The organism is Paucibacter sp. TC2R-5, from assembly GCF_025717605.1.
GTDB lineage: Bacteria > Pseudomonadota > Gammaproteobacteria > Burkholderiales > Burkholderiaceae_C > Paucibacter_A > Paucibacter_A albus.
In genome coordinates this window covers 235147-249147 of record NZ_JAJIRQ010000006.1, presented here as the reverse complement: position 1 = coordinate 249147, position 14001 = coordinate 235147, and the positions used below count along the sequence as shown (strand labels likewise).

The following is a 14001-nucleotide window of genomic DNA, read 5'->3' as shown; positions in this document are numbered from 1 at the left end:
CCCGTTGGCGCCCGAGTCTCGCGGCATGAAACCATACCGATCAAACACCCCACTCTCAGCGAGGAGCCCAGCTATGAACCGAGTAAACCTGAATACGTCCGCACTGATGGCGGCCATCCTCACGCTTGCCGCGCCAGCAATGGCCGCCCCGCAGATGGCCGACAGCATCTGGTCGGGCGGCACCATCCTGACCATGAACGACAAGGCCATGCGCGCCGAAGCGGTGGCTGTCGCCGACGGCAAGATCATTGCCGTGGGCAAGAGCCGCGAGGTGATGAAGTTGAAGGGCCCCGCCACACAGCTCGTGGATCTCAAGGGTCAAACCCTCATTCCCGGCTTTGTCGACGCACATGGCCATATTTTTGGTGGCGGTTTGCAGGCACTTTCGGCCAATCTGCTGGCGCCGCCCGATGGTGAAGTCAAGGACATCGCCTCGCTGCAGCAGACGCTGCGTGACTGGGTGCAAAAGAACGCCGCTGCGGTCGAGAAGACCCAACTCATTCTTGGTTTTGGCTATGACAACGCCCAACTGAAAGAACTGCGCCATCCGACCAAAGAGGAGCTGGACGAGGTCTCCAAAGACATTCCAATTCTGATCGTGCACCAGTCGGCCCATTTGGCCACTGCCAATTCCGCCATGTTGAAGGTCATCGGTTATGACGCCAGCACCAAAAACCCCGCAGGCGGCGTGATCCAACGCAAGCCCGGCAGCACCGAGCCCAATGGCACGATCGAAGAAACAGCTTTTTCCAGCGCCCTCCCGGCGGTGTTGGGTCGTGTGGGGCCTGAGGGCTTGAAGACCTTTGCGCGCGAAGGCGCCAAGCTCTGGGCCCGCTTTGGCTACACCACGGCCGAAGAAGGCCGGTCCACGCCGCAGATTGTCGCCGTCATGAAACAGGTGGCGGCCGAGGGCGGCTTCGCCAATGACGTCAACACCTATCCCGATGTGCTGGTGGACCGGGCCTTCATCAAGGCGAACCAGAGCAATACTTACACCAACCGCTTCCGCGTCGCCGGTGCCAAGCTCACCATCGACGGCAGCCCGCAGGGTTTCACCGCTTGGCGTGACAAGCCTTATTACAAGCTGGTCGGCAACTATCCCGAGGGTTATTCGGGTTATGCCGCAGCTTCTGCCGAAGACGTGATGGGCGCCGTGCAATGGGCGGCCGAAAACGGCATCCAGGTCATCACTCACTCCAATGGCGAGCGGGCCTCCGACCTCTTGATTGCCTCACACCAAGCGGCGCAGGCTCGCTTCCCGCAAGCCAAGGCTCTGCGCCCAGTGCTGATCCATGGCCAGTTCCTGCGCGAGGATCAACTCGACAGCTACAAGTCGCTGGGCGTCATTCCCTCGCTGTTCCCCATGCATACCTTTTACTGGGGTGACTGGCATCTTGATCACACGGTTGGCCCGCAGGCGGGCTTGAACATCTCGCCCACCGGCTGGGCACGCAAGCGCGGCATGATCTTCTCCAGCCATCACGATGCGCCGGTGGCCTTCCCGGACTCGATGCGGGTGCTGGACGCTACCGTCACCCGCCGCGCGCGCGGCTCGGGTCGCATCGTTGGCCCAGAGCATCGGGTTGATGTCATCACTGCTTTGAAAGCGATGACGATCTGGCCGGCCTATCACCACTTCGAAGAAAAGACCAAGGGCAGCTTGGAGGTCGGCAAGCTGGCCGACTTCGCGCTGCTGTCGAAAGACCCGACGGCGGTGAAGCCGGACACGATTGCCGAGATCAAGGTCACCGAGACCATCAAGGAAGGCAAGACCATCTTCCGCCTTGAGCCCGGCACCAAGAAGGCCGTCGCAGCACCCGACATCACGCCGCTGCTGACGGCCTTCGGCGGCCACAGCGGCGAGCCCGGCGAGGTCTGTGCACATGATGCGATGTTCCGCATGACGGCTGTGATGGCGGGCGGCGACGGGAAGCGCTGAGCCGGCGAGCCCGCGCCAAATGCGCTGACCTTGGCGAAGACGGTCTTCAGTGCGGTTTGCGCGGCTTGTCTTTGCCAAAGCTCTTGGGACGGTAGACATTGCCGTCCCATTCGCCGTCGGGCTTGTGCGCCGTTTTGGCGCGGCGTATCGCCGCGTCGGCCTCGCTGGCGGCTGATTTTTTGAAGCGCCGGCTGCGCCAGTAAACACCCAAGCGGTGGCCGGCATCGCGCAAGCCCCAGGCGGCGCGGCGCAGGCGCGCGTCCATTTGCTGGCGCAAGCGTGGGCTCAAGCACATGCGAATCGCCAGGAAGATACAAGTCAAAAGGCCGGCGGCGGCCAACACGGTGCTGAGGTTCATGGCGCGAGTTTGCCTGAATTGGCTGACAGGGCGTTCAGCGGCCATGACCATCGTTTGACCAGGGGCCGGCCTTTTAGAATGCCGGCTGCCCTGACCCTGGGCGAGCCTGGAGAACGCGGTTTGTTGAACCACAAGAAAACCCCACACCCACTTGAGAATGCCAAGCGCAGCAAGGCCTTGGCCACCAGCTGTCTGATGGCGGCGCTGATGAGCGCGCTGACCTTGTCGGCGCTTGCACAACCGGTGGCCCCGGCGCCGGCCGGCTTGAAGCTGGAGCAAGTCTTTCGTGCCGAGCCGTATCGCGGCGAGAACGCCAAATCCCCCGAGTTCAGCCACAGCGGCCGCTACCTGGCCTACCTTTGGAATCCCTTCGGCGAGCCGGGGACCGATCTCTATGTGCATGACAGCAAGACCGGCAAGACGCAGCGCCTGACTTCGCCTGCGCTGATGGCCGCTTTTGATGCGCCGGAAGATCTGGCTCGTTTCGATAAAAAACTGCAGCAAAAGCGCAGCGAAACCGCCGAGCGGCAAGCCAAGGAAGAGGCGCAGGCGGCCTATCTGCTCGGAGCCCCTGTCGACCTGGGTCAATGGGAAGCGGCTGCCCTGGAGCAGGTGAAGAAGGATTACGCCGCCAAGAAGGCCCGCGACGACGCCCAAAAGGCGATCGACAAGGCCGAAGCCGAGGCCGAGAAGCTCGCGGCGCAAGCATTGGAAGCCAAGCGGGCCGGCAAGCCGCTGGCAGCTGCGAGCCCAGCCTCGGCCGCCTCTGCGGCAGCCGACAAGCCCGAGAAAGACAAAGAGCAATGGGAGTGGCGCGACGAGCTGAAGAAAAAGCAGGCCAAGGACAAGCTCAAGCCGACCGATTTGTATCCCGGTGCGACTCAAATCGTCTGGGCCAATCACAAGGATGAGTTGATCTTTGCCTACCGCGGCGGTCTGTTCCGCTGGGTCGCCGGTGACAGCAAGATCATGCCGCTGCAGTCGACTTCGCGAGCTTTGCGCATGGTCGCCTACAGCGCCGATGATCAGGCTTATGTCTATATGGACGACAAGCGCGTGCTGCGCGCAAGGCTTGGCGCCGGCGGCGTGCAAGTGCTCAACCGCGAGCTGATCCACCCGGATGATGCCGAGAAGAAGTACCAGATCGAGTCCACCACGATCAGCGAAGACGGCCGCTGGATGGCCTTGGTCGGCCGGGCACCGCTCAAGCCTGCCGAAGAGGGCAAGCCCGCGCCTGAGCCGAGCGGCCGCAAGGTCGAGATCATGAATTACGCCGAGCGTTTCGCCACGGCCAAAAAGGTCGACCGCGAGGTCTCCGACGACAAGCTGACGAACAAGCCGCTGGCGATCTATATCCGCAAGGTGCCCGGCCTCGAGGATGCACCGGCTAAGCAGCCTGCGCCGGTCTTCACCCATGCGGGTGGTGACAGCTGGTTTGAGCTGAGCCCGATTGCCTGGGCGCGCGACGGCAGCCGCTATGCCTTCAGCACCTGGGAGCGCGAGAAAGAATTGCTGCGCGTCTACATCGGCGGCGCGGATGAGAATGCCAAGCCGGAGCTGGTTTTGGAGCGACGCGGCGATGTGGGCCACGAGGTTGTCAACGTCGTCAACCCGCAGTTCACACCGGACGGCAAGACGCTGGTACTGACGCTGGACGAGAAGGGTTTTCGCCAGCCTTATGGCTGGGATATCGCGGCGCGCAGCCTGCGCCCCTTGCTGGAAGGCGGCAAGGGCGAGTTCGAGGCGCATCAGGTGCTGGGCTTTACGCCCGATAGCAAGGCCATGTTTGTCGTCGCCAACAAGGGTGACCTGGCGGCAATGAATCTGTTCCGCGTCAATCTGGCCGACGGCGCGATGCAAGCGCTGGGCGTTACCGGCGACTATCACCGCAACGGCGTGGTCTCCTATGACGGGCTATGGTTATCGGCCAACGCAGGCAACTGGGCAGCTCGGCCGGAGCTGAAGCTGATCGATTCCGGCAAGGGCTCCAGCAAGGTCTTGACCGACAGCCATGACAAGGCCTGGGCCGAGGTCGATGTATTGCGTCCCGAGGGCTTCTCGTTCAAGAACCGCCATGGCGACAGCATCCCCGCCTATGTGTTCAAACCCAATGGCTGGACCGCTGCCGACAAGCGCCCGGCGGTCGTCTACATCTACGGCGGCCCCTTGAACGACCGCCATTCGGTCGAGGCCGACAGCTTTCAGCCCAGCGCCTATGTGTTCGCCATGTATATGGCGGCCAAGCATGGCTATGTGATGGTGACGATCGATTCACGCGGACACTCGAACTACGGCCGACGCTTCTCCGATGCGAACTGGGAGAACCCTGGCCTGCCGCAGACCGAGGACTTGGAGGATTTGTTCGCCCATATGCGTGCCAACTTCGGCATCGACCCGGCACGTGTCGGCCTGAATGGCTGGAGTTTTGGCGGTTTCCAGACCCAGTACACGATGTACAACAAGCCCGATCTGTTTGCCGCAGGCATCGCCGGAGCGGGACCGACCGAATGGGAGAACTACAACAGCTGGTACAGCGGACGCACCATCGGCAAGGTCGATAGAAGCAAGCCCAATCTGCGCAAATACTCGCTGCTGCCCATGGCCAAAGGCCTGAAAAAGCCACTGCTGCTGGTGCACGGCATGATGGACCCTAACGTCTTGTATCAAGACACGGTGAATGTCTACCGCGCGCTGTTGGAGTCCGGCAAGGAAGGCTTGGTTGATCTCTTCCTGGACCCGGACGGCGAGCACGGCATGGGCGGCGCGGTCAAGACCGTGGGCTGGCACCGCAAGTACGAAGCTTTTTGGCTGCAGCATTTGGGCCGCGCCCAGCCCGCCCAGCCTTGAGGCAGCGGATCAGGGCGCGCTTGCCACGATCTTGACCTTCTGACCCGGTTTCGGGTCAGCGTCCAAGGCGCCGTTCAGCAGGCGCAGCTGGGCCTCGGCACGTTCACCCAGCGGCGAGGTCTTGGCCAACTGGGCGAAGCCGCCCGCCGGCATGGTCACGCTGCGCAAAACCCAGGGTTTGGCGGCAGCGCGGTCGGCCGGCGTCATGGGGCGGAAGCTGGCTTCGGCTTCCTGCATCCGGCGCGAGGCGCGCGCCATCGCATTGGCATCGCGGGCGCGGTAGATCAGCATGTAGTTGGCCTTGTTCGGCCCGCTGATGAGGGTGAATTCGATCGGCAGACGCTGGCCCTGGGCGTTGCGCTGCACGGCGTTGATATGGCTGGCCGGCAGGCCGCCCAGCGACAGCTTGTCGACTTGCACCTGCTCTGCTTGCGGCAAGATCTGGCGCAGGATTTGCTCGTGGCTGCCGCTGAACTTGGCCGGCACGGGGCGCAGCACCAGGCCAGCATCCTGCTCCGGGTTGCTCAGGATCAGCGCTTCGGCGCCGTTCTGGATCTTCCAGCCGGCAGGCGCGGTCAGGGCGAAGCCCAGGCCCGGGTGATAGAAATTACGCCCCCGGCTCAGGCCTTGCTCGGCGCTCTCGCCATAGCTGATACCTTCAATGGCGGCCAGGTAGCGGGCGCGACCGTCGTCTTGGTAATTCTTGCTGCCGTCAATGCCGGCATATTGCTGGGCCGTTTGGCTGATTTGACTCAGACGCTGATCATTGCTGGGATGCGAGGCCAGCCAGCTGCTACCGCTGGGGGCGGGCCGACCTTCCAGCCTAGCCTGCTCGGCGGCAAAGCGCTCCTGGTTCTTCAGCACATGGATCACGTCCACCATGTTTTTGGGGTCGTAGTGGCTGCGTGACAAATACTCGGCGCCCAGACCATCGGCCTGCAATTCTTGCTCGCGTCCATAGGACGCGTTATAGCCGGCGGCCACGCTTTGTGAGGCTTGACCGATCAACTGACCGGCGCCGCCCAGGCCTTGCGACTCCAGCACCGCGCCGAGCACGCTGGCGGCCAGCACACCGATGCCGGCGCTTTGTTGGCGGGTAGCGCGCTGCGCACCGTGTCGGGCGGTGACATGGCCGATTTCATGCCCGATCACGCCGGCCAGATCGGCCTCGCTCTCCAGGTAAGCCATGATGCCGCGTGTCACATAGACATAGCCGCCGGGCAGCGCAAAGGCATTGACCTCAGGGCTGTCAAGCACGGTGAAATGCCAAGTTAGGTGGCTGCGGTGCGAAGCCTTGGCCAAGCGTTGGCCCAGCTCGTTCACATAGGCTTGCAGCTTGGGGTCGGCAAGCTGGGTGTACTCCTGCAGCACCTGCGCGTGGGCCTTGCGGCCCTCGGCGATTTCGCTGGCCTCGTCCATCACCGTGCGCTCGGTCTTGCCGGTGACGGGGTTGACCGAAGTCGTGCCGCAAGCGCTCAGGGCACCCAAGGCGATCAACAAGGCGGCGTAGGCCGCCCGGCGAAGCAATGCCTTAGGCAAGGGCCTCATTCAATGCTTGTTGCGTGCGGCCCAGAGCAGCAGCACATTGTCCAGCACCGCGCGGCTGAGAGCATCGCGCTCCTTGGGGTCGGCCAGGCGGGCGCGCTCCTCATCGCTGAGTTGCGTCTCGTCGCCACCCAACAAGGCGACCGGAGCCAGCAGTGGGCCGGTGACGGCGTCGTCAAACAGCGGCTCCCAAGCCTCGGGGGCCAGGTCCACGGCGGTCAGGAAGCCAATCGCCCATTCTTCGGCATCGGTCAGATCGGGCTCACCTTCGACATCGCTTTCAGCGACGCTGAAGATCGGCTCCCACAACTCCGGCTTGGCTGTCCACTGCCAGGCAATCGAGCGCAGATGGCGCAGCACCAGCAGGGTCACGCGCTTGCGCTGCTTGCCGCTGGCGAAGGGGTAGTTTTCGGGTTTGGTCGAAGCTTCGAGGTCGTCACCGTCGCCGCCCCAGGCTAGCGGCAGCCAGGCTGCACCGGGCAAATCGGCCAAGGGCTTCGGGCTCAAAAGCAGCGCTGCCAGGAAGCCGTCCAGTGCTTCGATATTCATCGAGGCCTCGGTGGGCAATTTGGTCAGCATGTCATCCAGCGTCGACAACTCCTCGTCAGAGAGTGGCAGATTGTCGGATTGGGGATCGTATTGGGGATATTCCATCGCGTGATTGTCGCAGGCCCAGGTCTTAGAAGCGGCTGCGCGCTTTCTTGCCGTCGAATTCAGCCAGTTGCGCCTTCAGCAAGGCCATCAGCACGCGCGCATTCTTCTCGGTCAGCGCAATGATGGTGCTAGGCTCAATGCCCTCGACTTCGGCCTTGGGGTTGATCAGGGCATCGACCTTGAACAGCACCTGACCGTGGATATTGTTCGAGGCGGCCTTGAACTTCTGGACTTCGATTTGGTAAATTTTCATGCCGGCATCCTACTCCGGACTGTCATATTCGCGCCAGTGCTGCGGCAGCTCCGCCCTTTCAACAGGGTTCAGACCTGACCCTCGGCCTGGCCTCGGGCGATGCGCCAGAGCCGCTGTCCCAAGGTGAACACGGCCACCGCGATGGCGCCAGCGGCCAGGCCAACCAAGCCGTCAACAATCAAGCCAGCCAGCGGCGCCGCTGGGCCCAGGTGGGCAGCCAGCGCCGGGGCCAAGCCGTGGAGCTGCGGCAGACCATGGCTGAGGATGCCGCCACCGACCAAGAACATCGCGATCGTGCCCACCACCATCAGCGTGCGCATCAAGCCGGGTGCCAGGCTGACCATGCCTCTGCCCAAGCCGCGCAGCGGTGCGAGTTTGCTTCGACTCAGATAGAGGCCGGCATCATCCAGCTTGACGATCGCCGCCACCAGGCCGTAGACGCCTATGGTCATCAGCACCGCGATGCCGCTCAAGACCAGCACCTGCTTGGGGAAGGAGGCGGCGGCAACGGTGCCCAGGGTGATGGCGATGATCTCGGCCGAGAGCACAAAGTCGGTGCGGATGGCGCCCTTGATCTTGTCGCGCTCGAAGTCGAGCAGGTCTTGCGCCGAATGGAGTGCGGCTGTTTTCAGTGCTTGCTGCGTCTTGGCTTCATCGTCGGCGCTGTGCAGCAGCTTCTCGGCGATCTTTTCGAAGCCCTCGAAGCAGAGATAGGTGCCGCCCACCATCAGCAGCGGGGTCACGGCCCAGGGCGCCCAGGCACTGATGGCTAATGCGCCCGGTACCAATATTGCCTTGTTGCGAGCCGAGCCCTTGGCCACGGCCCAAACGACCGGCAACTCGCGCTCGGCGGCTACGCCGCTGACTTGCTGGGCGTTGAGGGCCAGGTCGTCGCCGAGCACGCCGGTGGTCTGCTTGGCGGCAGCCTTGCTGAGCAGGGCCACGTCGTCCAGCAAAGTGGCAATGTCGTCGATCAAGGCAAACAGGCTGGAAGCCGCCATGGGATTTTCTTTCGATGCGTAGCGAGGGAGGTGCCGCTTTGTACCGCATCTCGTGCGTGGCAAACTCGGCCTCATTCAAATTTCATCGCCTCCTATGAAGCTCCTTGCCGCCATCATTTCTTTTGCCTCGCTGTCTGCGGTGCTGCCCGCCCATGCTCAGAGTCAGGCCGCCAGCTCGGCCAGCGCACCGAGGGCTTTGCCTGCAACGGCGGTTCCGAGCAGCGTCAAACAAATCTATAACGAGGCGGCCGATGCGCGCGCCGAGCTGAATCTCGCGCTGGCCAAGGCGCAGGCACAGCAGAAAAATGTGCTGGTGGTCTTCGGTGCCAATTGGTGCGGTGACTGCGTGGCGCTCGACAAGAAGATGAGCGCGGGCAGCTTGGCCGAGCACGTGGACAAGCGCTTGGTGTTGCTGAAGGTCAATGTGGGGCGCTTTGATCGCAACACCGATTTGGCCGCCCAGATGGGCGTGTCCTTGAAGAAAGGCATCCCAGCGGTGGCGGTGCTCAAGCGCGACGGCGAGGTGCTCAGCGCCACCAATGGCGGCGAGTTGGCAGACGCCCGCAATATGGGCGACGCGGCCGTGTTGACGGTGCTTGAAGGTCTGCATCCCAAGCATTGACGAGTTTTTGAATGACCTGACCCCCGACCAGATCGTGGCTGTCGGACCTGCCGTGACTGATGTGGCTTTGATGCGGGCTTCGGCTGGACTAGGGCGGGGTCAGGCCTTGCCTTTTCGAGTGGGCTGGACTATGTTTGGGCATGGCTCGCCCTCCACGCATTGAATTCCCCGGTGCGGTTTACCACGTCAGCGCTTGGTCTGAGGCGGGTCACGCGGCCTTCGCGCAGGAGTCCGACCGTGCGGCCTTCTTAAGCCTCGTGGCCCAAACCATGCAACGCTTTGACGCCCAGCTGCTGGCCTTTTGCGTGCTGCCCGACCATTACCATTTGCTGCTGTACACCCGCCGTGCCAATCTGTCGCGTTTGATGCGCCATTTGGGCGGCGTTTACACCCAGCATCACATGCACCAGCGGCGCGGCGAAGGCGCGCTGTTCCGTGGCCGCTTCAAGGCAGTCTTGGTTGATCGCGAGGCGCATCTGCTCGATGCCTGCCGCTATGTGGAGCTCAACCCCTTGCGCATGGGCCTGGTGGCCTCGCCTGAGCAGTGGCCCTGGTCCAGCTTCGCTGCGCACGCCGGTCTCGAGGCCGCGCCGGCGTGGTTGGATGTAGTCGGCCTGTGGCGTTATGTGCTTGGACGGGAGCTGCGTAACCCGGCCGATCAACGGCAGGCCGCCGAACGCTATGCCAAATTGGTCGTCAAAGAGCCGGCTTTGCAGCTCTGGCCGGGGCGCTTGCGGCAGCAGATATTTTTGGGTGATGAGGCCTTCGCCAAGGCCATGCTGGCGCTCGGCCCAACGTCCACCCAAGCTGCAGCTCAAACCAAGCCTCCAACTGCCAAAAGCCCGCACAGCCCTGCGGTAAGCGGGGGCTTTGACTGGCCAGCATGTTTGCGCGACAGCGACTCGCGCGAACAAGCGCTGTACCGCGCTCACACCGAGGCGGGGCAAACGATGAGTGCCTTGGCGGCGCTCTTGGGGCTGTCGGTGTCGCGCGTTAGCCGCCTGATCTCAGCCTACGAACAGGCGGCTGCACTGGGGACAAGGTAGGCTTAAGCCGCCTGCGCCTTCAGCCATTGCAGCAATTGCTGCAAGGCCCGATTGGAGTGACTGGCGCGGCGGGTGCAAAGCATATAGCCAACCGTGAAGGCAACCTTGTCTTCAAATGGCATGACGATGCGCCCGGCACCGAGTTCATCGTCTATCAAGCAGCGCTGCACGACGGCCACGCCCAAGCCGGCCACCACTGCCTGCACCAGCATGGAAACCTGCTCGAAGTCGGCGCTGGGCTTGAACTCATGCGCGCCCAGGCCGACGGAGTCCAGCCAGAGGCGCCAGTTCTGTTGGTAGTTGGTATTGCACAGCAGCGGGCGACTCAAAAGATCGACCGGCTCACTCAGCGCATCGCTGCCTTGCAGGTCTTTGGGGTGGCAGATCGCCACCAGCTCGCGGCCGACGATGTACTCGGCGTCTATGCCGCTGGGGAAGCTGCCGCTGCTCGGTCGTAGCCAGGCGTCGATGTCAGCGTCGCTGAAGTCTTCGTCATATTGCGAAGGGGCCAAGGAGAGCGAAATTTGCGGATGCAGGGCCTGCCAATCGGCCAGGCGAGGGATCAGCCATTTGGCGGCCAAGGTGGGTGGCACGGCCAAGCGCAGCCGGGTCGGGATGTCCGGCGAACGCTGGGCGGTCGCTGCGGACTCCAAGGTTTGCAAGGCGGCGCTGATTTGGCTGAGATAGTCACGGCCGCGCGCCGTCAATTCGATACCGCGAGACTGGCGTACAAAAAACGTCTGGCCCAACTGCTCTTCAAGATGCGCGATGGCGCGACTGATGGCGCCCTGGGTGACGCAGAGCTCTTCGGCCGCTTTCGAAAAGCTGCCGAGCCGGGCCGAAGCCGCAAATGCATGCAGCTCATGCAAAGAAGGGGAACGGATACGCATGCCGGCATTTTCAATGATGGGCGTGGCACTTTGACCTTCTTGGGCCTATTCGCCCAGGAATCGGCCCGATCTATCCCTGCTTTCTGTGGAAAAGTCCGTGGGCAAGCTGCGGCCAGCGCTTTTAAGTCATTGATATGACTGGTCTTATAGCGGTCTGCTGCTTTTTGGGGCAGCCCAGGCCTAAGGTTTCGTCTCTGCGACCGCTTTGAGATTCTTAAGGCCTGCCTCGAAGTCTTTGCCCACCATGCCATCGGCGAACAAAGCCAGCCAATGGAACAAGGGGTTTTTGCCCATATCGCCATTCATCAGCCAAGTGACTTGGGTGCCGCCGCTGGCTTGCGCCTCGAAGCGAAACTCACCGCTGGAGGTGGTCCCGAAGTCGGGGAAGTACAGATCGTAGGCGACCCGTTTGGGCGCCTCGGCCGCCGTGAAAGTCATCTTGCCGTCGCCCTCGCTGGCGCTCTTCCAGGCCCAGACCGCGCCGGCCCCCGTGTCCGGGCCGCTGTATTCGATCGTCATGGCCGGGTCACGCCGGTTCCAAACGCTCCACTGCCGCCATGCGCCGGGGGCGGCCACCAATGGGTAGATTTTCTCCGGGCTGGCGGCAATCTGCACGCTGCGAGAGACGCTGAAGGTAGAGGGCAGCAGCCAGCCGCCTATCAGAAGGAGGGCCACCAAGCCAACAAGGCTGAGGCCGAGAACTTTCAGGATTTTCATGCGCAGCTCCGTTTGAACTGCCCGTCAGCATGCAGCCCGGCTGCGAAGATTGCAATCCTCGCAAACCTGCGGCAAGCAAGCTTCAGTGGGTCTGAGCCTGCGTGGGAGCAGCCAGATCGGCGTCCACCCAGGCTTCCTGACTGGCTTCGCGTGCGGCGGCCAGTTGCTGGCAGAGCTCGAACACGCCGAGCTTGTCGGCGCCGATATGTTCGGGCATGGGTGCATTGCCGATTTCGGCCGGCAGGTCGGCCAAGGCGCCGAGCAATTCGAACAGCAGCTCCAGCGTGGGCTCGCCACCGGCTTCCATTTGGCGAGCAAGACCTAGGCTGCGGCACAGATACCAGCAGGCGCTCGCCGCGTCGTCGCACTGAGCGTGGTACTGGGCTTGCGTTTCCAGCGCAGCGCTGCGAGCGGCTTGCTCTTGGCGCGTCTGTGCTTCATCCAAGCTCGTCGGCCAAGTGCTGTCGATCAAAATGCTGTCGTCCTGCTGGGTTTGCGGGATCGGGGGAAGCCTGGAATGTCGCGCCATGATGTGCTTTCACTGCTATCGGCCCAATACTAGGCGGAGGCCCCGGCCGGCGCTTCCCGCAAATCGGGGGGAGCGCGCGGTGAAAGCGACCGTCGGCGTGAATTATCGCGCACGCGGTCGGCATTCGTCAGCGTTTCTTGACCGGTCTTGTCCATCCCGCAATGGCCACCTGTTTGCCGCGCGCAACACTTAGCTCACCGGTGGCAACGTTTTTGCTGATGGTGGAACCGCCGCCAATGGTGGCGCCGGCGCCAATGACCACCGGTGCGATCAACACGCAATTCGAGCCGACATGGACATCGGCGCCGATTTCGGTGCGGTGTTTGTTGGCGCCGTCGTAGTTGGCGGTGATGGAGCCGGCGCCGTAGTTGACGCGCTCGCCGACGGTGGCGTCGCCCAAATAGGCCAGGTGGTTGGCCTTGGCGCCCTTGGCCAGGGTGGAGTTTTTGACCTCGACGAAGTTGCCGATATGCACTTCCTCGCCCAGATCTGCACCGGGCCGCAGCCGCGCGAAAGGCCCGACCAAGGCGCCCGCGCCGACCTTGACGCCTTGGGCCTCGCCGTCGATATGGGTGAATTCATGAATACGGGCGCCGGCGCCGATCGTGGCATTGCGGATCACGCAGTTGGCGCCTATGCGCACGCCGTCGCCCAGGCTGACCTGCCCCTCAAAGACGCAGTTGACGTCGATCTCGACATCTTGGCCGCAGCTCAAAGTGCCGCGCAGATCGAAGCGCGCCGGGTCGGCCAGACGCACCCCGGCTTCCAGCAAGTCATTCGCTTGCTCGCGCTGGAAGCGGCGCTCCAGATCGGCCAATTGCACGGGGCTGTTGACACCCAAGACTTCGGTTTCGTTCGGTGCGGCAATGCCCAAGACCGGCACACCTTCGGCCACCGCCATCGCGACGATGTCGGTCAGGTAGTACTCGCCCTGCACATTGTTGTTGTTCAACTGGCTGACCCAGCGCTTCAGCGCAGCCGTGGGCGCGGCCATCATGCCGGTATAGCCTTCCTTGATGCCGCGCTGTTCGGGGCTTGCGTCTTTGTGTTCAACGATGGCCAGCACATTGCCGTCCGCCGTGCCGCCTTGGCGCAGGATGCGGCCATAGCCGCTGGGGTCGCTCAAATGGATGGTCAGCAGCACCAGCGCCTTGCCGTCGCAGGCCTCGACCAGTCGGCGCGCCGTGGCCTGCTTGATCAAGGGCACATCGCCGTTCAGGATCAGCGTCGTGCCATCACCTTCGATGGCGGGCACCGCCTGCTGGATCGCATGGCCGGTGCCCAGCTGAGGCATCTGGCGCACGAACTGCACACCGGGGCCGGCGACTGCCGCTTCGACCACTTCTGCGCCATGGCCGGTGATCACCACATTGCGCGCGCCGCCTAGGCCTTCGGTCATGTTCAGCACATGTTGCAGCAGCGAGCGGCCGGCAAGCTTGTGCAGCACCTTGGGCAGGGCGGACTTCATGCGGGTGCCTTTGCCCGCGGCCATGATGACAATATTCAGCGACATGAGTGTGGTGGGTACGGTCTGAGAAGTCGCAATTATGGCGGGGCCGCGTGGCCGAGAAATGACGAGCTTTGGCGACGACGCTGCAAG

At 63.1% G+C, this 14001-nt stretch carries 13 protein-coding genes; 4 read left to right on the top strand and 9 right to left on the bottom strand.

Going from position 1 to position 14001, the window contains the following annotated elements; all coding sequences use genetic code 11:
* Nucleotides 1-73 precede the first annotated feature (73 nt).
* On the top strand, nucleotides 74-1939 hold the full coding sequence (locus LNV08_RS15810; RefSeq protein ID WP_263534683.1) for an amidohydrolase: 1866 nt from the start codon (nucleotides 74-76) through the stop codon (nucleotides 1937-1939).
* Between the two features lie 46 nt (nucleotides 1940-1985).
* Here the strand turns inward: LNV08_RS15810 and LNV08_RS15805 are convergent, their stop codons facing one another.
* Nucleotides 1986-2297: a hypothetical protein gene (locus LNV08_RS15805; protein WP_263534682.1), complete on the bottom strand. Its 312-nt coding sequence runs from the start codon at nucleotides 2295-2297 to the stop codon at nucleotides 1986-1988.
* Nucleotides 2298-2420: 123 nt separating this feature from the next.
* Here LNV08_RS15805 and LNV08_RS15800 point away from each other — a divergent pair, with 123 nt between their 5' ends.
* Nucleotides 2421-5144, top strand: coding sequence for a S9 family peptidase (locus LNV08_RS15800; protein WP_263534681.1), 2724 nt, complete (start codon nucleotides 2421-2423; stop codon nucleotides 5142-5144).
* Nucleotides 5145-5153: 9 nt separating this feature from the next.
* Here LNV08_RS15800 and LNV08_RS15795 read toward each other — a convergent pair whose 3' ends face one another.
* The 4 genes from LNV08_RS15795 to LNV08_RS15780 form a co-directional block, all read right to left on the bottom strand.
* On the bottom strand, nucleotides 5154-6683 hold the full coding sequence (locus LNV08_RS15795) for a M48 family metalloprotease (RefSeq protein WP_263534680.1): 1530 nt from the start codon (nucleotides 6681-6683) through the stop codon (nucleotides 5154-5156).
* A 9-nt stretch (nucleotides 6684-6692) separates the two neighbouring features.
* Nucleotides 6693-7343: a UPF0149 family protein gene (locus tag LNV08_RS15790; RefSeq protein WP_263534679.1), complete on the bottom strand. Its 651-nt coding sequence runs from the start codon at nucleotides 7341-7343 to the stop codon at nucleotides 6693-6695.
* Nucleotides 7344-7368: 25 nt separating this feature from the next.
* Nucleotides 7369-7596 carry a hypothetical protein gene (locus tag LNV08_RS15785; protein ID WP_263534678.1) on the bottom strand — a complete coding sequence of 76 codons (228 nt, stop codon included), beginning with the start codon at nucleotides 7594-7596 and terminating at the stop codon, nucleotides 7369-7371.
* Nucleotides 7597-7664: 68 nt separating this feature from the next.
* Nucleotides 7665-8597 carry a DUF808 domain-containing protein gene (locus LNV08_RS15780; protein WP_263534677.1) on the bottom strand — a complete coding sequence of 311 codons (933 nt, stop codon included), beginning with the start codon at nucleotides 8595-8597 and terminating at the stop codon, nucleotides 7665-7667.
* A gap of 94 nt (nucleotides 8598-8691) precedes the next feature.
* Here LNV08_RS15780 and LNV08_RS15775 point away from each other — a divergent pair, with 94 nt between their 5' ends.
* Entirely contained in the window at nucleotides 8692-9219 is a 528-nt protein-coding gene (locus LNV08_RS15775; protein WP_263534676.1) for a thioredoxin family protein, read from the top strand.
* Between the two features lie 140 nt (nucleotides 9220-9359).
* Complete coding sequence (locus LNV08_RS15770) at nucleotides 9360-10265, top strand: transposase (RefSeq protein WP_263534675.1); 906 nt, start codon at nucleotides 9360-9362, stop codon at nucleotides 10263-10265.
* A gap of 2 nt (nucleotides 10266-10267) precedes the next feature.
* Here the strand turns inward: LNV08_RS15770 and LNV08_RS15765 are convergent, their stop codons facing one another.
* From LNV08_RS15765 to glmU, 4 genes are all read right to left on the bottom strand, one after another.
* A complete protein-coding gene (locus tag LNV08_RS15765; protein ID WP_263534674.1) occupies nucleotides 10268-11155 on the bottom strand; it encodes a LysR substrate-binding domain-containing protein in 888 nt (295 codons plus the stop codon).
* A 180-nt stretch (nucleotides 11156-11335) separates the two neighbouring features.
* Nucleotides 11336-11872, bottom strand: coding sequence for an SRPBCC family protein (locus tag LNV08_RS15760; RefSeq protein WP_263534673.1), 537 nt, complete (start codon nucleotides 11870-11872; stop codon nucleotides 11336-11338).
* 82 nt (nucleotides 11873-11954) lie between these two features.
* Entirely contained in the window at nucleotides 11955-12401 is a 447-nt protein-coding gene (locus LNV08_RS15755; RefSeq protein WP_263534672.1) for a hypothetical protein, read from the bottom strand.
* Between the two features lie 127 nt (nucleotides 12402-12528).
* On the bottom strand, nucleotides 12529-13914 hold the full coding sequence (glmU, locus tag LNV08_RS15750; protein ID WP_263534671.1) for a bifunctional UDP-N-acetylglucosamine diphosphorylase/glucosamine-1-phosphate N-acetyltransferase GlmU: 1386 nt from the start codon (nucleotides 13912-13914) through the stop codon (nucleotides 12529-12531).
* Between the last annotated feature and the right edge of the window lie 87 nt (nucleotides 13915-14001).